An 18,603-nucleotide genomic window follows, 5' to 3' on the forward strand; every position below is an offset into this window, starting at 1 on the left:
GGGTGGGGGAGGCCGGGAGATCTCAGTCTGAAAAACAGGCCCTGCCTTCCGTGGACCGGGAGGCAGGGCCTGGCGCCCTTCACGCCGCGCGCACGAAGCGGGCCTTGTTGCGTTCAATCCACCGGGCCAGCGACTGCACCTGGGGATTCAGCTCGCGCGTGAGCCCGGGGTCCCGGGCGGCGCAGTACTCCTCTGAAAAGTCCCGCATGAACTGGAACATGTTCGCGAGCTCCGACGCGCCGGGGAAGTTGAACGTCCGGTAGACCTCCGGCTCCATGGAGTGGAAGCGCACCTCCTGTCCCAGCACCTGCTGCAGCGTCTGGGCGATCTCCTGGCCCGTCAGGTGCTCGCTGGCCAGCCCCACCGTCCGGCCCGCCCATGCCTCCGGCCCGCGCTGGAAGAGGGTGTGGACGCATCCGCCCACGTCCTCCGTGGCGATGCCGGGCAGCTTCTGGTCCTCCGTGGGCAGCACGAAGTCGAACGTGCCGTCGGCGTTGCGCTTTCCTCCCAATCCGAACGACAGCAGGTTCTCCCACGAGAACGAGGTGCGCACGAACGTCACCGGCAGGTCCAGGCCGCTGAAGTACGCATCGCTCGCGCCCTTCACGTCGAACTGCGGCACGCGGTAGTGCCTCTTGAGCATGGGCATCCGCGTGTCTTCCGGAGGGATGAGGCGCCGGGTGTCTTCCTGGGTGGACCAGATGACGTGCGCCACCCCCGCCTCCTTCGCGGCGTGCGCCATCGTCCGCGCCTGTGCCAGCTCGCGCTCCGGGTCGGGCTTCTCCCAATAGCTGGTGACGCAGAAGGCGCCGTGCGCTCCGGTGAACGCGGCCTTCAGGCTCTTCGCGTCGCTCACGTCCGCCGCGACGACCTCCGCGCCCAGCTTCGCCAGCCGGCGCGCCAGCTCCGAGCCTGGCTTGCGCGTGAGCGCGCGCACCGTGAAGCCGCTCTGCGTGTCCGCGAGGATGGCGCGCGCGAGGCCGCCTCCCTCTTCGCCCGTTGCTCCCACCACCGCGATGATCTTCTTGTCCATGGTCATGTCCTGTCGTCCTGAAGTCTGGGAATGAAGCCGGCTCATCCGCCCACGACGGGGCCGGGCAGGCTGGGGCTCAGCGCGGGGAGGAAGGCGAGCGCCAGGCCCGCGTAGGCCCGCAGCAGCCGCTTCTCACCGCGCCGCAAGAGCAGGCAGTTTCGCGTGTTGCGCGACAGGTCCGCCTCCTGGAGCAATTGCTCGTCCTCCTCCAGCGTCGTCTCGAAGCCCGCGAGCCGTGCCTCGCACGCGTCGTGGATGTAGCGGAAGACGCGCTCCTCCGTCTCCGCGCTCAGCGGTGGCACTTCGCCCAGGCCCTGCTCCTCGCGGGCCTCCTCGGCGAGCCGGGCCAGCTCCCGCGCGTTCGCGCACGCCACGCGCAGGAAGGAGAACATCGCCACCGTGGAGGCGTGCCCGTAGTGCAGCGGCACCTCGAAGCGGCGCCGCGACGGCGGAGTCGCCAGCGCGAGCAGCTCCCGCTTTCCCTCCGCCTCCACCGCGTCCTCGGGCACGCCCAGGTAGAGCACCAGCGTGTCGTCCGGGTTGTCCTCCGGCACGAAGCCGTAGCTCAGCAGGAACCGGCAGCTGGACTTGATGCCATAGCTGATGTGCAGTTCCTCGCGCGCGGCCACGGGCTCGTGCGCCACCAGCACGAAGGCCTCACCGTCCTCCGTGTTGCCCCACACCAGGCGCGGCGAGGCCCGGTGGTTGAGCATGTCCGCCACCGGCACGAAGCACCGCGTGAGCTTGCCCGCCACCGTCAGGCCGAAGCTGCGGCTGATCAACACGTGCTGCGCCCAGAGGTACGCGTCGGGCGTGAAGCGCTCGAAGCCCGGCACCCGCTGCGCCAGCATGGCGTAGCGAGCGAGCAGCATCTCCTTCCACCGCGCCACCTCGCGCAGCGCGGAGGAGCCCTGGAGCAGCGACAGTTCCTGCGCGTCGAAGAACAGCGGCAGGTGCGGGAAGGACTGGGGCAGCACGTCCAGGTACGGCTTCCAGGCCGAGTCCTCGCGCTCCTTCTCCTGGAGCAGGAATGCCGCCAGGTAGCACTCCTCGCTCGTGTCCGGTGCGTGCGCGTCGATGAGCCGGCCGATGTCCGACGCTCTCGCGACGTCCAGCGTCACCAGGCACGCGCGCGGCACCCGCAGCACCTCTTCTCCCGCCGCGATGGGCACCTTGGCGAAGACGCCACGCTCGTCGCCCTCCAGATGACCCACCCACAACTTCGGGAAGCTCGCGCCCGCCTGCCTGCTCCACTGGAGTGCGAGGTGTTCCTTCAGGGGGTTCGCTTCCTCGAGGGTGTCCTGCTCCGCTTCCTGTCGCGCGCTCATTGGCTCCGCCATGCGTTCGGGGGGTGAACGCCAGGAAGACGCTGGTCGCTACGGCTTGTGATTTCCCGTGGATTTCCGGGCTGCCCTTTTTGGAGATGATCAAGGGTTGTTCACAGACATCTCGCTGCTCCGTTTCCAGATGCACTTTTGGAGCCCTGGAAACCGTGAGCGAAAACACCAATCCCTCTTTCTGGCGTGTATGGGAGCAGCACAAGGAGCCGTTGTTGCAGCAGGCGCTGCGGCTGATGGGCGGGAACGTGGTGGACGCGGAGGACGCGGTGGACACCGCGATGCTCCGGGCCCACCAGAACTACGTGTCGCCCGGGAAGATCCTCAACCCGAGGGCGTGGCTGGGACGCATCCTCCACAACGTCTGCATGGACATCCACCGCGAGCGCCAGCGCTGGGGCGACACCGAGGAGTGGATGGAAGACCTGGAGTCCGCGGAGCCTCAGTCCCAGGAGCAGCTGCCCGACGCGGGCCTGCTCCAGCGCGAGAGCGCCGCGGCGGTCCGCGAATGCATCGAGGCGCTGCCCCCCAATCTGAGGGTGCCCCTGGTGATGCGCTACCTCCAGGACATGTCCTATGCCGACATTGCTGAACAGCTCCGGTTGACCAGTTGCAACGTGAGAAAGCGCATCCAGCTCGCGTACGGAATCCTTCGGACCACCCTTTCGCAAGAGCCGTGCCCCCGCTGAGCGCAAGTCCGTGCTCCGTCCGGGCAGGCCGGCGGAGCACGGCTCGCGCGACTCATTCCGGGAGAATGCGCGAGCGCACGTAGCGCCCCGGAGCCGCTTCAATGACGCGAAGCCCTCCCTCGCCGGGGATCCGGGCTGGGACGCGTTCTCCCGAACGCTCGGATTGCCAATACCCCCAGTCCGCCCACCAGGACCCTGAGTGTTCTTTTGCGTCCTGAAGCCACGCATCGGCGTCCGCGTGCGACGCAATTCCATCCGCGTCCATGAAGGACGCCGATGCGTCCGGTGTCGACGCAATCACATCCGTCTTGCCGCGGAGCGCAATCTCATCCGCGTCCTGGAATGACGCGACTGCGTTTGAATGCGACGCAAATACATCCGCGTTTGGGATGGACGCGGGCGCGTTTCCAGGTGACGCGCCCGGACGGGGCTTCGGGACCCAATAGCGATACCGGTTCGCGGACGGCGGGTTGATGACGCCAGCGACATGGCCCGAGCCCGCGAGCACGAACCGCACGGGACCCCGGTAGTTCCTCGCTCCCCGGTACACCGAGCGGAAGGGCGCGATGTGGTCCTCCCGGCAGGCTTGCACGTAGAGGGGCGTCTTCACGCGGCCCAGGTCCAGGGGGACGCCAGCGAGCGACAGCGCGCCCGGCTGGACCAGGCGGTTGTGCAGGTACAGCTCCCGCAGGTACGTCGCGTGCGCGCGCGCGGGCATGCGCGTGGGGTCGGTGCTCCACGCGAGGAAGTCACTGGGGGCCGGCTCCCGGCCGAGCAGGTAGTTGTTCACCACGAAGGGCCAGACCAGGTCCTTCGCTCGGAGCAGGTTGAAGGTGGTCATCATCTCCAGCCCCTCCAGATAGCCGCGCTCGCGCATGTGGGCCTCCAGCCGCTCCAACCGCGGCGCGTCGATGAAGGCCCCCAGGTCCCCCGGTTCGCTGAAGTCCACCTGAGTGGTGAGCAGCGTCGCGCTGACGATGAGCGAATCATTCTGGGCGGCGAGCCACGCGAGCCCCGACGCCAGCAGCGTTCCTCCGATGCAGTAGCCCAGCGTGGAGACCCGCTCCTCGCCGGTGGCGCGGCAGACGGCCTCCAGCGCGGCAATCAGTCCGTGCACGAGGTAGTCCTCCCAATCCACGTCCGCGTGCGTTTCGTCGGGGTTCACCCAGGAGATGAGGAACACCGTGTACCCGCGGTCCACTGCCCAGCGGACGAACGAGTTCTCCGGGCGCAGGTCCAGGATGTAGAACTTGTTGATCCACGGCGGCACCACCAGCAGCGGCTGGCGGTAGACGGTGGGCGTAGTGGGCCGGTACTGGATGAGCTGGAACAGGCGCTCCTCATGGACCACGTCGCCCGGCGTGGTGGCCAGGTTCTCCCCCAGCCGGAACGTCCGCCGGTCCGTCATGCGCGTCGCCAACTGGCCCTGGCCCCGCGCCAGGTCCTCGCACAGCGCCTCCAGTCCCTTGATCAGGCTCATGCCGTGGGACTCGCGCGCGGCGCGGAGCACCTCTGGGTTGAGCGCGGGGAAGTTGGACGGAGACAGCGCGTCGGTGAGCTGGCGCGCGTAGAAGCGCGCCTGGTGCGCCGTGTGCTTGTCCACGCCCGGCGCTTGGGCCACCAGGTGCTCCAGCCAGTCCGCGCCGGTGAGGTACGCGCGGCGCAGGCCGTCGAAGAAGGGCTGCTCCCTCCACGCCGGGTCTCGGAAGCGGCGGTCCGGCGCGGAAGGGGCGGGCTCCGGTGGGACGCCCCCGCGCAGGGAGCGTCCCCACAGGTCGATTCCCGCCGCGAGCATCCGCTGGGGGTCCATCGCCAGCCGGAGGAGGACTTCCAGGAAGGCGCGCCGCATGGGCTCCAGGGATGCGTTCATTCGCGGCCTCCTTCAGTACATGTGCTGCCCACCATTGATGGTGAGCGTGGAGCCGGTGATGAAGCCGGCCTTGTCGGAGGCGAGGAACGTCACGGCGCGGGCGATTTCGTCGGCGCGCCCCAGGCGGCCCACTGGGATGCGCGTGCGAATGCGCACCAGTTCCTCCGGAGGCACGGTGCGCACCAGGTCCGTGTCGATGTAGCCCGGCGCGATGAGGTTGGCGGTGACGCCGCGGGCGGCGCCCTCGCGCGCCAGCGCCACGGTGAAGCCATGCATGCCCGCCTTGGCCGCCGCGTAGGCCGTCTGTCCCAGCTGGCCCGTCTGCCCGTTGATGGACCCGATGTTGATGATGCGGCCGAAGCCACGCTCGCGCATCGGGCCCACCACGACGTTGCACAGGTTGAAGCACGAGGTGAGGTTCGTCTGGATGACCTCGTTCCACTGCTCGGACGTCATCTTGTGCAGCATGGCGTCCCGGGTGATGCCGGCGTTGTTCACCAGCACCTCGATGGGACCCAGCGCTTCGACGATCTTCTTCACGCCCGCGACACACTGGGCGGTGTTGGCGGCGTCGAAGCGGAACGCCGGGATGCCGGTGCGCCCCGTGAAGGTCTGCGCCGCCTGCTCATTCGCATAATAGGTGACCGCCACGCGGTAACCCTGCTGCCGCAGGGCGTCGGCGCTCGCCGCGCCAATGCCGCGCGTTCCTCCTGTCACCACTGCCACGCGTCCACTCATGTCTGTCTCCAGGGTTGAAAGTTGCGCCTGAAGGACGCGGACGCCCGCCGGGTGTGAAATTCATGACCTCGGAGGCCGGCGTGGATTCACAACCGCGTGGCCGCGGCCGTCCCTGGAGCGCTGCCTCGGGGAGCGGGGGACTGGGAAGGGTGGATTGGGATCCATCAGCCCCCCGCTCCTCCGGGGCGGCACTCCACCGCAGCATTCGCGAGAGGACATCCATGACACAGCCGCAAGCACCCCAGGAGCGCCCGCAGGTCATCGTCGTCTTTCAAGGCGGCGGGGCCCTGGGCGCCTACCACGTGGGGGCCTATCAGGCCCTGGAGGAGGCTGGCCTGCATCCGGACTGGGTCTCCGGCATCTCCATTGGCGCCTTCACCGCCGCGCTGGTCGCGGGCAACCGCCCGGAGCAGCGGATCGAGCGGCTGGAGGCGTTCTGGCGCGAGGTGTCCTGGCCGGGCAGTGAGTGGGGCTCGCTCTTCAAGGGCCGTCTGCGCCAGCTCTTCAACCTGGGCAGCCACATGACCAGCCTGCTCTTCGGCCAGCCCGGCTTCTACGCGCCCCGCGCGCTGTCCCCGCTGCTCGCGCCGCCGGGCTCTCCGGAGGCGCTGAGCTTCTATTCCACCCGGCCCATGCGCTCGACGCTGCGGCGGCTGGTGGACTTCGAATACATCAACTCCCGTGCGACGCGGCTGAGCCTGGGTGCCACCCGTGTGAGCGACGGCCACCTGGTGTTCTTCGACAACACGCGAAGCGCCCTGGGGCCGGACCATGTGCTCGCCAGCGGCGCGCTGCCGCCCGCCTTCCCGCCCAGCCTCATCGACGGGGAGCTGTACTGGGACGGCGGCTGCGTCACCAACACGCCGCTCAACGCCATCCTGGACGACCCGCCCCAGCGGCACTCCCTGGTCTTCATGATTGATTTGTTCGAGGCGCGCGCGCCGCTGCCCCAGAACATGGACGAGGCGAGCTGGCGCATGAAGTCCATCCAGTTCGCGGGCCGCACGTCGCAGCAGGTGGACCAGTTCGCGACCGTGTGGAACCTGCGCCAGACCTCGAGCCGGGTGACGCGGCATATGTCAGCGTCCTCGCCGCTCGCGTTCAGCGACGAGCCCCTGGCGAAGCCCGCGCCCCGGCTGGACATCATCCACCTGACGTACCAGCGCGGTGAGCACCAGATCTCCAGCAGCGATGCGGAGTTCTCCCGCGCCTCCATCGCGGAGCGCCAGGCGGACGGCTACCGGGACATGAAGCGTGCCCTGGCGACCTCGCCGTGGACGCAGCCCGTGGCGAACGGGCCCCAGGCGTTCGGTGACGAGGACCTGGCGCCGGCCGAAGGGGGCGCCGTCGTCCACCGCCTCTAGAAGAACCCACCTGTCTTGACCCGAAGGAGCAATGCCATGACCGAAGCGAAGAGAGTCGATCCGTACGCCCACCTGATGGACCTGGGGCGGGGCGCCCTGCACCAGGCCATCGCCGCCCAGCGCTCCGCGCTCGAATACTCCCGCCAGTTCGTGGAGGGGGACGCCGCCGCGCGGCCGCTGCGCTCGCAGCACGAGGAGTGGGCGCGCAAGGCGCTGGAGACCCTGGCGCCGTTCTACGCGCTGGAGCAGCTGGTGCACGACCAACTGCTGAAGGCGCAGGCCAGCATCTTCGAGCTGGCCGACGACACCCTGCGCAACCTCACGCTGCACGGTGTGGAGCGCCGCGGGCACCGCTCGACCTGAGCCCTGGGCATCGCGAAGCTCGAACCCCGGGGGGCCCTTGCGCGCCGCCCGGGGTTCTTGTTGTTTCAAACCGTCAGCGCGGAGCCAATGGCAGACGCACGGCCGGGTCGCCCAGGAGCACGTAGCCGCCCAGGTCCTGACGGAGCATCCACAGGTGCGAGCGCCGCAGCGGATCCACCGTGGAGGGCTTCCCGGCGCTCCGGGCTGCCTCCTCCTGGTCATACAACGTGGTCAGCTCCAGGTTGGCCTGGTGGCTCCCGCGCAGCAGCCAGCTCAGGCCCAGGCCCACGCGCCGGCCCCGCGCCAGCTGCTGGAGCGGCTCCATGAAGCGGGACACCTTTCCCTGGCGGTGGTCGCGGTCCTGGAAGCCATACGTCCACGCCAGGTCCACGTGGCCGATGACCGCCAGCGGTCCCTGGGGGTTGGCCAGCACGGACTGCGGCAGCGCGGCGACGAAGGGGCGTTCCCCGGGCCGGGGCAGCGCCGCGGTGAGTGACTCCAGCCTCCCGCTGAACTGGCCTCCCGCCTGCAACTGCTTCAGCCAGTGATGGAAGGCGCTGCGCGACGGAGTGCCCGCGCCGAAGCACGCGAAGAGGAACCAGATGCCGCCGGGCAGGAAGGGCCGCTGGGCCAGCGCCGCGCCATCCAGGTGCTGGCCTTCGCCCAGGTTGAGCGCCCCCTGGAGCGCGAGCTTCGCGTCGGTGCTCCGCCAGCCCGCGCGGGGACTGCCCAGGCCGTGGCTCATGGAGAAGAGCAGGGTGGGTTCCTGGAGCGCGGCCTGCTCCAGCAGCGCGTTGGCGCCGGGCTCTCCCGGCACGCCCAGCTCCAGCACGTCCCTCGCGGGGAAGCGGCCCAGCTCCCGCGCCTGCCGGGCCGACGCGATGGCCGGGGCCACCAATGACTGGTAGCCCGTCCGCGTCGCGGCGGTGCCGTCGTGGACGGTGAAGAAGAGCGAGCGGGGCTGGCGCTCGGCGGAGGGCGCGTTCTCCCAGCGCAGCACCTTGTCCACGTAGGCCGCGTAGTCCTCGTCGCGCCGGAAGGCCAGCCGCCCCACGTAGGCGTCGTGGGCCGCGGCCTGCTGCAGCTCGAAGGGCACCTGGTGGAAGTCCCCCAGGAAGAGCAGGTAGCGGGGCCGGTCCGCCACGGGCACCGCTTCGTCGTCCAGCACGACGCGCACCCAGCGGGTGAAGTCCTCCAGGTTCCGCCCCTCCGCCGCCAGCTCCGCGCTCACCCGGTAGACGCGCACCGGGTGGCCCTCCTGCTGCTCCTGCCGGTGCCGGCGCAGGGGCTCCATCAGCGCGAGCAGCCGGTCGCCTTCAGGGCCTTCCGGCGCGACCAGCCCCCAGCGCTGCGCGGGCAGGGAGTTGGGGTCTTCCCCGTCGTCCCAGAGGTGGCGCTCCTCGCGCCCCTGCGCGTCGTCGTCGCGCGGAGCCTGCATCGCGGCGTCGGCGGGCAGGCCGTCGGGGGCCACCGGCTCGTGTGAATCGGCGTGGGACAACAACAGCTCGACGTTCTGCGTGCTCATCTTTGGGGATGGCTCCTGGCGTGCGCGCCCGGGAAGTCGTGCGCGTGACGGCAGGACGCGGCGGAGGGCGGCCGTGTGAGCCGGGGATGTCTGGCGTTGGCATTCACACACAAATGGCGTGCGACGTCCTGTGGACGCAGTGCCCGGCACATCCGCCGTCAACCCAATCCCAGGAGCACGCCCATGCAGTCCGCCGCCCAGCTGTCCGCTTACATCATCGCCTTCGCGGGTGCCGCCCGCACCGCGCAGCGCCTCATGTCGTCCGGCATGGATCCGATGACGATCGCCGAGTACTACTTCGAGGTGAACCTCACGAGCGACTTCGAGATCAAGAGCGAGACGGACGTTGCCCTCAACGTCTGGCGCATGAGCATCAAGGAGAAGCTCACGCTCGACTACAAGGAGCACATGGGGCTCACCGTGAAGTGCACCATCAAGCCCGCGGCGTTGCTCGCGGCCCAGGGTGGCAGCACCGGCGGCGGCGCCTGAAGCCAGCCGTCTGTCTGACCGGAACACGCTGAAGCAAGACACACCCGTCGCCGCCGGTGCTTCGTTCTGGAGCACCGGCGGTGGCGGCTCGCCATCCACCCTTCTTCCTCCCATCCCATCCCATGGCAAAGCCCAATCCCACGCCTGACCACGCGCAAGTCCTCATCCACGACCTCATCCTGGCCGTCCAGTCCTCGCTGGACATCGCGGAGGAGACGGCCCGAAAGCACTATTCCTTCTCCGTGGCGGAGCTGGAGGTCTCCGCCAGCTTCGAGTTCGAGATGACGGAGCAGGACAGCGACATCCCCGAGGACAAGCCGCAGCCCAAGCGCTGGTTCTCCCTCTTCGGCGGCGGCACCAAGAAGGAACACACGCGCCTGCACGACCTCAACGAAAAGGACTCCAGCAAGCTCACGGTGCGCATGCTGTTCCGTCCCGGAGGCAAGCACCTGGCGGGCGGCACCGTCGAGTCCTCCGACGGCAGCGCCTCCACGGAGGAGGAAGCGACGACCGAGCCCGCGTCCACTCCGTCCAAGCGCAAGTAGACGCCATGACGACAACGGAGCCCGCGGCCTTCTTGAGGTCGCGGGCTCTTCGTGTTTCAGATCACTTCTTGTCCAGCAGCCGCAGCGCGCGCTGGTAGTAGGCCTCGCGCGAGGCCTTGCCGTTGTAGCCGCCGTTGATGCGCCGGGTGATGGCGTCGAACTCGCCCTTGTCGGCGTGCTTGTTGAGGTTGCGGCTGTTCCAGAACCAGGCGGCGGTGCGGAAGCCCACGTCCAGGTCGGCCGCGCGGGCGGGGTTCTCCTCCAGGTCCAGCTCCAGCGCCTTGCCCGCGGCGCGGTAGTTGGTGCGGCCGGTGATTTGAATGGGCCCGCGGCCCTTGTAGCGCGCGCCGTCACCCGGCTTGACGTTGCCCAGGTCCTTGCGCCGCTCGTAGGCGCGGCCGGTCGCCAGTTCCTCGAAGTAGCGGAACTCGGCGCTCTCGTGCGCCAGTTGCGCCAGGAACGCGGCCTGGCGGCGCGGGGTGTTGATGCCCGCCTCGGACATGGCGTCGTTCAGATGCGGCAGCACCTCTTGCGCGCGCGCCTTGGGCAGCCGGGGCAGGAACGAACGCATCTGCTCCAGCGTCAGCGCCTGGAATGTTTCGCCTTTCGGCTCGGTGGACTCGTCGGACTGCGAGGGTTTGGGGGACTTGGAACCAAAGCCAAAGAGGGCCATCGGGTGGACTCCCGGGTTGCCGGCCCCGGCGGAGGCCGGGCCGTGGGTGCCTGGAAGACGCCGGGTGTCTGGGATTTGTGAGCGCCGCTGTGAGGCTTCAGGGCTCGTCCGGGAGCGGTGCGCGTCCGTGCCGCTGCTCACACGCGGCGTTGGCCTCCAGGGCCTTCGCGGGCAGGTCGCCCAGCAGGCCGCGCCGCTCGCCGGGCGTCAGGCACGCGGAGCTGGTCGCCTGGAGCTTCTCCTGGAGCCGCTCGATGGGGAGCGGTTCGCGCGGACGCCACACCCGGGCGCTTCCGTCCGTGGAGCCGGTGACGAGCCGGGGCTCCTCCGCGCGGGGGCTGAACACGGCCGAGGTCACCTCGCCCTCGTGCGCGGAGAGGACGAGGTACGGCTCACCGGGCGCGTCCGTGAGCCAGACGCGGGCACGGCCGTCCGCGCACGCGGTGACGACGCGGCCGCCATCCGGGCTCCAGGCGGCCCAGGGCACCGGCGCGTCGTGGCGCAGGAGCGCGCGCACGCCTCGCACGCGGCCGTTCTCCACGGTCCAGAGGCGCGCCGTGCCGTCCTGCGAGGACGTGAGCACCTGGGTGGGATCCTTCGGGTGGAACGCGGCGGAGAGGACCCAGTCGTCGTGGCTGTAGAGCGTGGCGGTGAGGCGCCCCTCCGCGCTCCAGATGCGGGCGGTGCCATCTTGAGATGCGGTGATGAGGCGCTGGCCGTCGGGGCTGAAGGCCACGGAGCGGACCTGGTCGCCGTGGCCCTCCAGCGCGACGGGCGGCTGCGTCCCAGCCACGTTCACGATGCGGGTGGCACGCGGGCTGGATGCGAGCGCCACGCGCTGTCCATCGGGGCTGAAGGCGGCGCCGAAGAAGGGCTCGCGCTGGGCCGTCAGCACGCGCCGGCCCGCCGTGCTTCCGTCCGCTGGCCACAGGCGCGCGGTGCCATCCAGCGAGGCCGTCAGCAGCCACCGGCCATCCGGGCTGAAGACCACGGAGCGCACGTCCTGCGCATGGCCCCTGAGGACGTGCGTGGCCCGGCCGTCCTCCGACCAGAGGCGCACTGCCCCGTCCTGCGACGCCGTGGCCACCTGCGTGCCGTCCGGGCTGAAGGCCACGGACCAGAGGAAACCCGCGGACGTCTGCAGTGGGAGCGAATCCTGGGGCGCGTCCAGACGCCACACTCGCGCGGTGGTGTCGACGGAGGCGGTGACGACCTGCTTGCCGTCCGGACCGAAGCCGCCCCACAGCAGGGTGGACCGGTGGCCGAGCAGCAGTCGGGGCGGCGTGTCCTCGCGCGCGGACCACAGCCGCGCCGTGGTGTCCGAGGAGACGGTGAGGATCCACTCGCCCAGCGGTCCCCCGAAGGTGGCCAGGCGCACGGCGCCCTGGTGGCCGCGCAGCACGCGGGGCTCGCCTCGCCCGTCGGCCCGGAAGAGGCGCGCGGTGGTGTCCACCGACGCGGTCACCACCCATTGCCCGTCGGGGCTGAAGCGCGCGGTGGTCAGCTCGCCCTGGTGTCCCTTCAGCGCCACGGGGGCGGTGGCGCCGTTGATGGGCCAGACGCGCGCGACGCCGTCCCGGGCCAACGTCAGCACGTGGGTGCCTTCCGGGTCGAACGTGGCGGAGGTGACGGGGGCGGAGTGGGGCAGCTCGCGCGGGCCTTCCGTCCCCTCCACGCGAACCAGGCGCGCGGTGCCGTCCAGCGAGGCCGTCAGCAGCCACCGTCCATCCGGACTGAAGGCCACGGTCTGCACGGCGCCCCGGTGCCGCACCTCGCGCGGCTCGCCGGTGCCGTCCACCCGCCACAGCCGCGCCAGCCCGTCTCGCGAGGCCGTGGCCACGCGCTGGCCGTCCGGGCTGAAGGCGCCCCACTGCACGACGCCGCGGTGCCGGAACGTGTGCAGCAACGCGCCGTCCGCCGTGTTCCACAGCCGCGCCGTGCCGTCGTGCGAGGAGGTGAGCACGCGCTGTCCTCCCGCCGGGCTGAAGGTGGCGTGGTAGACGGGCCCCGCGTGGCCGGTGAGCACGACCGGCGCGCCCTCGCCACTGGTCCGCCACAGCCGCGCGGTGCCGTCCTTCGACGCCGTCACCACGCGCTGCCCGTCCGAGCTGACCTCCACGTGGACCACGGCCTGGGCGTGGCCGCGCAGCACCGCGCGGCTCAGTGGCTCCTGGAGGACCGCGGACACATCCTGGGCCCAGCCCTGGAGCCGGCCGGGCTCCTGGACCTCTCGAAGCATGAGCAGGGCCAGCGTGGGATTGTCCCGCCGCAGCTTCCGGGCGACGTCCAGCAGCACCAGGTCCCGGGCGCGCTGCGCGTGGTGCTGCGCCTCCTGCCGCTCACTCTGGGCCCGGGCCTCCAGCTGGCGCGCGTTCCATGCGAGCGCCGCCATGCCCCCCGCCACCACCAGCGCGGCCACCAGCATCCGCACCAGGCGCTGGCGCGCCGACGCGTCGTGGGCCTCGGCGGAGGCCATGCTGGCGTCCAGCAGTTGGAGGACGTCCTCGCCCGGCTCCTCGCTGTAGCGCCGCAGGATGTCCTGCGCGTAGCCCAGCCGGCTTCCGGACAGGAGGTAGGGCGCGCCGCCGTCGGGAGCGCTCCGGTGCGCGATCCAGTCCCGGGCCCAGGACTCCAGCTCGCGGAAGTGTTGGATGCGCTCGCGGTCCGCGCGGGCCCACTCCGCCAACTCTGGCCAGGTGCGCAGCAGTGACTCGTGCGACAGCTGCAACCACTCCACGCCCGACGCGTCCTCTTCACGGGTCAGCAGCCGCGCGGTGAGCAGGACGCCCAGCACCCGGTCGAAGTCGGCGCGGGGCTCCAGTGGAGTGGGGCGCAGCTGCTGCGAGCGCACCCGCCGACGCCTGCCATGTGAGGGCCCGCCCTGGAAGTCCACCAGCTCCACCAGCAGCCGGCGCGCCTGCTCCTGCGCGCTCGGGGGCAATGATCCATAGAGCCGGTTCGCCGCCCGCTTCAGCGCCCCCGCGACGCCGCCCAGGGCCGCGTAGGCACGGTGGGTGAGCTGCTGTCCCTCGCGCTCCTCCCAGAGTTGATCCAACGCGTACTGGAGCAGCGGCAGCGACCCGGGCTCCTGCCCCACCTCCTGGAGGAGCCGGTCCACCAGCCCGGCCTCGAAGCGCAGGCCCACTTTGTGCGCGGGGCCCTCGATGGCCGCTCGCAGCGCATCACCCTGGAGCTCCGTGACGAAGAGGCGGTGGGCGTCCGAATACACGGCTGCGTCCAGGCGCGTGCCCTCCTCGTCCACCACCAGGTCGCCGCAGCGTCCCAGGTAGTCCACCTGGAGCGTGGCCAGCACCACCACCCGGCGCTCTGGATCCTTCGCGAGGCTCCACAGCGCGGTGGCCAGGTCGCGGCGCGCCGGGGACTCCATCGCGGTGAAGAGGTCCTCGAAGGGGTCCACCAGCAAGAGCTGCCAGCGCTCGGGTGGGAACTGGCGCACCTCGTGGAGCGCCTCCGCCGCGCCTTGTCCGGGCTTGAGCAGCCGCACCTCCCAGTCCGCGGCCCGAAGCTCCTGGGGCAGACCCGCGAGGGCGAGCGAGGACTTGCCGCTGCCGGAGACGCCGGCCAGCACCTGGAAGCGGGGACGCTGGCCCTCCACGGCTTCGTGGACGCGCTGGAGCAGCTCCTGCTGGAGCGACTCGCGGCCGAAGAAGAAGCGGCGGTCCTCCTGCTGGAAGGGCAGCAGGCCCCGGTAGGGCCGGAGCGCCACCGGGCGCGTGTCTCCGCCGTGCTCCGCGCGCGCGTAGAGCTGGAGCGAGATGTGATCCACCGCGGTGGTGTCCAGCGCCAGCAGTCGGCGGGCGTGCCCCACTGCCTCCTCCAGCGACGCGGGCGTCACCAGCAGCGCGCGGTAGAGGGCGCGCGTGAGCACCACGGAGCCCGGCACGGAGAGCAGCAGGCGCGAGGCCACCACCGCGGGCAGTCCCGCGCGATGGAGCGCCTGGGCCACGCTGCCCAGGTGGTTGTCCGTCGCGCCCGCGCCACTCTGGCACGCGCACAGCACCACCAGCCGCAACGTCGCCGCGTGGGGCATGAGCAGCTGACGCAGAGTCGCGCCATCCACCAGCTCCGGTTCGCCGCCCTCCCATGACGCGTCCCAGCGCAATCCATACGTCTGCCCGCGCCGGCCGCCGTGGCACAGCAGGTGGAGCACGGACACGGGTTCGCCGGGCCGGTTGAGCGCCTCCGACAGCGACGCCAGCGAGACGTGCGGCAGGACGTCCCGGTCCGGCTCGAATGGGTACGCGCCCTTTCGACAGGCTTCGCTCAACTCCCGCTGATGCGCACGGGCCGGCACCTGGCCTCCGGCGGCGGACCAGGCGAAGAGGACGCGGCCCTGCTGGGAGGTGCCCTGCGTGGGCAGGTCTCCGGACGCGGGCCATTCGTAGCGGATGAAGACGCCGGGCAGCTCCGCCACGGTGCGCCCGGAAGTGCCCAGCGTGAGCAGCTCCCAGGGCAACGCGAAGAGCTCCGCCGCGGCGAAGCGGAAGGTGAGGTGCACCGGGCGCCCCACCTTGACGGCGGCGGCGATGTCGTTGGCCTGAGCGTCCCAGCCCACGCCTTCCAGGAACGCGCGCAGCCGTTCTCCCAGACGCTGCACCACGTTGCGGTCCGGCTGGGGCTTCTCCAGCTCCGCGAGGTCCGACAGGAGCGCCGGCTCCCAGTCGAGCGCCGCGCGCGCGTAGCTGCCCCGGGCGCGCCGCAAGAGGTACTCCTGCGGCTCCATCCGGAAGTGGAAGGGGTCGCCCGCCTCCTGCGCGCGGACCAGCTCCAGCAGCAGCTCCAGTGGCGCGGGCTTCGCGACAGCGGCGCTCATGGCGAGGCCGCGGGGGTGGACACGGCGGGCTGTCCGTCCTGGCGCACCAGCCGTCCATCCAGGTCGTAGAGGGAGCTGGCCTGCTCCAGGAAGTGGAAGGGCAGCTTGATGTCCAGCTGCCGCGCCCGCCGCAGGTGGATGGCGAGGTCCGGCGGGGAGATGACCCCCATGGGCAGCCGCGACGCCGGGAGGCGCGAGCCCAGCACCTCCAGCATGTAGCGCGCGCTCAGCTGGCCGGCGCTCTTGAAGGGCACGCCAATGGACATGACCGCGCTGGAGTTCCCCTCGCGCACGGCCTCGCGCACGGAGCCCAGCACCGGAATGCCTTCGGAGTATCGGTCGATGCGCTCCAGTTCGTCGTACACCGCGGAGGAGGTGGTGACCCAGAAGAGGCTGTGCCGGCCGTCGGGGTCTATCTGCCGCATCGCGCGGGCCATGCGCGGAAGCTGTTCGGAGAGCGTCTCCTCCGCGCCACGCTTGCCCTCCACCGCCAGCTCCAGCAACTGGAAGCCGTCCCGCGCGGACAGGCGCCGCATGGCCTCCGCCTCCACCTCCACCGTGCTCTGGTTGCGGCGGTCGTACACCACCGTCAGCGCCTTCAACGGGCCCAGCAGCTCCTGGAGGTAGTGCAGCTGCACGTCGGGGGAGAGCGACAGCGAGACGAAGGCCATGTTGTCCGGCTTGGCCTGCTGTGAAGCGCCTTCCTCGAAGCCCAGCCACAGCTCCGGCGCCTTGCACAGCGCCACCACCGGCGTGGGCTGGTTGCCGAAGCGGTTGTAGAGAAAGCGCGTCGCGTCCGAGCCCATGGCGACGATGAGGTCGAACTGGCCGGAGTCCGCCAGCGCCAGCATCCGCTCCTGTTCCTCGCGGCCCGTGCCGAGCTTGTAGAGCGTGAGGCCCACCCGCACGCGCTGATTGCGCAGCACGGGCAGCATGCCCTCCAGGATCCAGTTGAGGCTGCTCTGGGCCACGGTGAGCAACACCAGCACCTCGCGCACCTGGAGCTGGGGCGTGGGTGGCTGTTCAGGGGTGATGAGGATCCGCTGCGCGGTCGCCTCCACCCGCCAGCCGCGAAGCGTCTCCGGCGGCAGGGCCACCCAGGTGGAGATGTCATCCGGCTGTGCCTGGACCGGACAGGGCACGCACAGCAGTAGCAGCAGCAGGCCCAGCAGCCACTCACGCATGGCGCACCTCACGACCGGGCGAGGCCCGGGTCATCCAGGAATGGGCGGCCCCCAGCAGCAGCACCCCGACACCCAGCCCTCCGAGCACCGGGAGCGGATCCTCCGGGGGCCTCCAGAAGGCGCTGACAAGGAGCGGCCCCACGCACTGCGCGAGCGCGCTGAGCAGCGGAGTGATGGCGGCCCAGGAGCGCCTGCGCGTGCTCTCCGCCGGCTGGCTTTCGACGTGGTGGTCGAGCGGGACGTGAACGAGCCCGAGGGACATTCCCAGCAGGCAGAGCGCCAGCGCGCGGACGGGCTCCAGCGAGCCGAAGGCCGAGAGCGCGAGCAGTGACAGCCCGGTGCCCAGCACGCCCCCCTGAAGCAGCCTCCGGCTCCCGTCGAGGCGCGCCGGCAGGGCATGGGGAACCAACGCGCCCAGCGCGACGAGGGCGAGCAACTGCCCGATGCGGTCCGTGTCTTGGCCCTCGCCCACGAGCCACAGGGGCAACACGAGTCCGAGCACGCCCCCGCGCGAAAGCCATGACGGCAGCCCGACGAACAGCAGCGCCCAGCGGTGATCGCGCGGACTCCACGCCCCCGGAGGCAGGGGCGGAAGCGTGAGGGATGCGCGGAAGGCACGAGGCCCGGCGGACCGGTCCCGAGCTTCCACGGGGGGCAGCCAGTGCCGCGAATACGCGAGCGCGCCCAGGCCACAGAGGGCCGCGAACAGGAACACCGGGGACGGTCCCAGGTGGGCCGCCACGAGCGCGCCCAGCACCGTGCCGGCGAGCAGGCCGCCACCTCGGGCCAGGGTGAGCCGCGCCATGCGCCGGGGCGGCTGTCCCGGAGGAAGCGCGGCGAGCAGATACGCCCGCGTCCCGGCGGCCAGCGCCCCCAACCCGAACCCGCAGAGCCCGCGCAGCACCAGCCACGCGCGCAGGTCCGAAGTGAACGCCATCAACGCGAAGGCCGCGGTGGACACGCCCAGCGCCACCACGAGCCAGCGCCCGAGGTGACCTTGCCGCGCGTAACGCTCGGAGGGGACGAACGCGAGCGCGCAGGCCCCCTGGAATGCGACGGCGAGCAGTGCGGCGCCTCCACCCGGGAGAAGGGCCTCCGCGGCGACGGGGAGGAAGGCGAACGGGAGCCCCTCCAGGAAGCCTCCGAGGAAGGCGAGGGGCTGGAGCCGGCCCACCGTCCGCTGCTCGAAGACACGCGAGCCCGAGCCACGCCGGGGCAGGGGCGACAGTGCTCCGAGCACCAGCAGGCCCAACAGGCTCGAGGCGGCGAAGAGGAAGAGGAAGCCGGGGACGGTGCGCCACAGCCGCGCCTGGAGCGCGCCCTTCGCGGCGTCCACCTCCAGACGCACGGGGAGGTTCCACGGGCCCTCCGTGAGCTCCAGGTCGATGGTGTACTCGAAGCGCTCGTCTCCCGTGCGCCCAGCGCCTGCGTCCACCTGCACGAGCACCCGCTCATCCGCGATGAGCGCCAGTGAGCCCAGGTCCGCGTTGGTGCGCTGGTACTCCTCCAGCAGGGTGTCCAGGCCCCGCAGGTGGGAGAGCGTCAGGCCCAGCCGCGCCGCCTCGTTCAACCTCCGCGCCAGCGAATGCGCCAGGCTGCTGGTTCGCTGGTGCAGCCCGTCCGAATAGAGGTCCGCCAGCGCCAGGGACGTGGCCAGCGTCAGGCCCAGGAAGCTCAAGGAGAACGCCGCGCCCAGCCCGCGCCGGGGATGCCGCATCCACAGCCGCTGCGCGCCCGACACGAAGGCCCCCAGGAACAGCAGACATCCACCCAGCAGCGTGAAGAGGGGCTGGAAGCGCCGCAGCACCCGCTGGGACACCGCCTCCCGGGACATCACCAGCTCCAGGCGGCCCACTTCCCCGAAGCGGTCCGACAGCGGCAGCGACACGCGGAAGGAGTGCGCGTCCTCCGTCACCGCGAAGCGCTGGTGGGGCAGGGGAGGCACGCGGCGGGCCGCGG

14 protein-coding genes are annotated in these 18,603 nt (G+C 71.0%); 5 read left to right on the plus strand and 9 right to left on the minus strand.

The features are described from left to right. Positions 1 to 79: 79 nt before the first annotated feature. On the minus strand, positions 80 to 1,039 hold the full coding sequence (locus D7Y11_RS33565) for an NmrA/HSCARG family protein (protein ID WP_199753861.1): 960 nt from the start codon (positions 1,037 to 1,039) through the stop codon (positions 80 to 82). Positions 1,040 to 1,074: 35 nt separating this feature from the next. Beyond that, positions 1,075 to 2,361: an SET domain-containing histone-lysine N-methyltransferase gene (locus D7Y11_RS33570; protein ID WP_158642034.1), complete on the minus strand. Its 1,287-nt coding sequence runs from the start codon at positions 2,359 to 2,361 to the stop codon at positions 1,075 to 1,077. 164 nt (positions 2,362 to 2,525) lie between these two features. Here D7Y11_RS33570 and D7Y11_RS33575 point away from each other — a divergent pair, with 164 nt between their 5' ends. Further along, on the plus strand, positions 2,526 to 3,059 hold the full coding sequence (locus D7Y11_RS33575) for an RNA polymerase sigma factor (protein ID WP_158620752.1): 534 nt from the start codon (positions 2,526 to 2,528) through the stop codon (positions 3,057 to 3,059). Between the two features lie 52 nt (positions 3,060 to 3,111). On the opposite strand, the gene D7Y11_RS33580 is transcribed toward D7Y11_RS33575, so the two are convergent. Both D7Y11_RS33580 and phbB read right to left on the minus strand, forming a co-directional pair. After that, positions 3,112 to 4,929: an alpha/beta hydrolase gene (locus D7Y11_RS33580; protein ID WP_126935733.1), complete on the minus strand. Its 1,818-nt coding sequence runs from the start codon at positions 4,927 to 4,929 to the stop codon at positions 3,112 to 3,114. Positions 4,930 to 4,941: 12 nt separating this feature from the next. Then, positions 4,942 to 5,667, minus strand: coding sequence for an acetoacetyl-CoA reductase (gene phbB, locus D7Y11_RS33585; RefSeq protein ID WP_121751347.1), 726 nt, complete (start codon positions 5,665 to 5,667; stop codon positions 4,942 to 4,944). A 221-nt stretch (positions 5,668 to 5,888) separates the two neighbouring features. On the opposite strand from phbB, the gene D7Y11_RS33590 reads away from it, so the two are divergent. Both D7Y11_RS33590 and D7Y11_RS33595 read left to right on the plus strand, forming a co-directional pair. Next, positions 5,889 to 7,031 carry a patatin-like phospholipase family protein gene (locus D7Y11_RS33590; RefSeq protein ID WP_158642035.1) on the plus strand — a complete coding sequence of 381 codons (1,143 nt, stop codon included), beginning with the start codon at positions 5,889 to 5,891 and terminating at the stop codon, positions 7,029 to 7,031. Positions 7,032 to 7,067: 36 nt separating this feature from the next. Next, the gene (locus D7Y11_RS33595; protein WP_120576498.1) at positions 7,068 to 7,394 is read left to right on the plus strand and encodes a hypothetical protein; all 327 of its coding nucleotides are present in this window, start codon (positions 7,068 to 7,070) and stop codon (positions 7,392 to 7,394) included. A 73-nt stretch (positions 7,395 to 7,467) separates the two neighbouring features. Here the strand turns inward: D7Y11_RS33595 and D7Y11_RS33600 are convergent, their stop codons facing one another. Then, the gene (locus D7Y11_RS33600; protein WP_126935735.1) at positions 7,468 to 8,919 is read right to left on the minus strand and encodes a hypothetical protein; all 1,452 of its coding nucleotides are present in this window, start codon (positions 8,917 to 8,919) and stop codon (positions 7,468 to 7,470) included. A 183-nt stretch (positions 8,920 to 9,102) separates the two neighbouring features. Here D7Y11_RS33600 and D7Y11_RS33605 point away from each other — a divergent pair, with 183 nt between their 5' ends. Both D7Y11_RS33605 and D7Y11_RS33610 read left to right on the plus strand, forming a co-directional pair. After that, positions 9,103 to 9,408 carry a hypothetical protein gene (locus D7Y11_RS33605; protein WP_120565777.1) on the plus strand — a complete coding sequence of 102 codons (306 nt, stop codon included), beginning with the start codon at positions 9,103 to 9,105 and terminating at the stop codon, positions 9,406 to 9,408. 122 nt (positions 9,409 to 9,530) lie between these two features. Then, entirely contained in the window at positions 9,531 to 9,953 is a 423-nt protein-coding gene (locus D7Y11_RS33610; RefSeq protein ID WP_120576500.1) for a hypothetical protein, read from the plus strand. Positions 9,954 to 10,014: 61 nt separating this feature from the next. Here the strand turns inward: D7Y11_RS33610 and D7Y11_RS33615 are convergent, their stop codons facing one another. From D7Y11_RS33615 to D7Y11_RS33630, 4 genes are all read right to left on the minus strand, one after another. Then, positions 10,015 to 10,626, minus strand: a complete 612-nt coding sequence (locus D7Y11_RS33615) for a glycoside hydrolase family 19 protein (protein ID WP_126935736.1) — start codon at positions 10,624 to 10,626, stop codon at positions 10,015 to 10,017. Positions 10,627 to 10,723: 97 nt separating this feature from the next. After that, positions 10,724 to 15,460, minus strand: a complete 4,737-nt coding sequence (locus D7Y11_RS33620) for a CHAT domain-containing protein (RefSeq protein ID WP_126935737.1) — start codon at positions 15,458 to 15,460, stop codon at positions 10,724 to 10,726. Continuing rightward, the gene (locus tag D7Y11_RS33625) at positions 15,457 to 16,644 is read right to left on the minus strand and encodes an ABC transporter substrate-binding protein (protein ID WP_126935738.1); all 1,188 of its coding nucleotides are present in this window, start codon (positions 16,642 to 16,644) and stop codon (positions 15,457 to 15,459) included. Before D7Y11_RS33625 ends, D7Y11_RS33620 begins: the two co-directional genes overlap by 4 nt. After that, the coding region (locus D7Y11_RS33630; protein ID WP_233607465.1) for an MFS transporter at positions 16,637 to 18,603 on the minus strand (1,967 nt) is incomplete at its 5' end. The genes D7Y11_RS33625 and D7Y11_RS33630, both read right to left, overlap by 8 nt.

Origin of the sequence: Corallococcus sp. AB018 (genome assembly GCF_003986945.1) — a bacterium.
In the GTDB taxonomy this organism is placed as follows: domain Bacteria; phylum Myxococcota; class Myxococcia; order Myxococcales; family Myxococcaceae; genus Corallococcus; species Corallococcus exiguus.

Bases quoted from the DNA above. Each gene is read 5' to 3' on its own strand.
- D7Y11_RS33565 (WP_199753861.1), bottom strand. From the start codon at position 1,039: ATGACCATGGACAAGAAGATCATCGCGGTGGTGGGAGCAACGGGCGAA.
- D7Y11_RS33570 (WP_158642034.1), bottom strand. From the start codon at position 2,361: ATGAGCGCGCGACAGGAAGCGGAGCAGGACACCCTCGAGGAAGCGAAC.
- D7Y11_RS33580 (WP_126935733.1), bottom strand. From the start codon at position 4,929: ATGAACGCATCCCTGGAGCCCATGCGGCGCGCCTTCCTGGAAGTCCTC.
- phbB (WP_121751347.1), bottom strand. From the start codon at position 5,667: ATGAGTGGACGCGTGGCAGTGGTGACAGGAGGAACGCGCGGCATTGGC.
- D7Y11_RS33590 (WP_158642035.1), top strand. From the start codon at position 5,889: ATGACACAGCCGCAAGCACCCCAGGAGCGCCCGCAGGTCATCGTCGTC.
- D7Y11_RS33595 (WP_120576498.1), top strand. From the start codon at position 7,068: ATGACCGAAGCGAAGAGAGTCGATCCGTACGCCCACCTGATGGACCTG.
- D7Y11_RS33600 (WP_126935735.1), bottom strand. From the start codon at position 8,919: ATGAGCACGCAGAACGTCGAGCTGTTGTTGTCCCACGCCGATTCACAC.
- D7Y11_RS33605 (WP_120565777.1), top strand. From the start codon at position 9,103: ATGCAGTCCGCCGCCCAGCTGTCCGCTTACATCATCGCCTTCGCGGGT.
- D7Y11_RS33610 (WP_120576500.1), top strand. From the start codon at position 9,531: ATGGCAAAGCCCAATCCCACGCCTGACCACGCGCAAGTCCTCATCCAC.
- D7Y11_RS33615 (WP_126935736.1), bottom strand. From the start codon at position 10,626: ATGGCCCTCTTTGGCTTTGGTTCCAAGTCCCCCAAACCCTCGCAGTCC.
- D7Y11_RS33620 (WP_126935737.1), bottom strand. From the start codon at position 15,460: ATGAGCGCCGCTGTCGCGAAGCCCGCGCCACTGGAGCTGCTGCTGGAG.
- D7Y11_RS33625 (WP_126935738.1), bottom strand. From the start codon at position 16,644: ATGCGTGAGTGGCTGCTGGGCCTGCTGCTGCTACTGCTGTGCGTGCCC.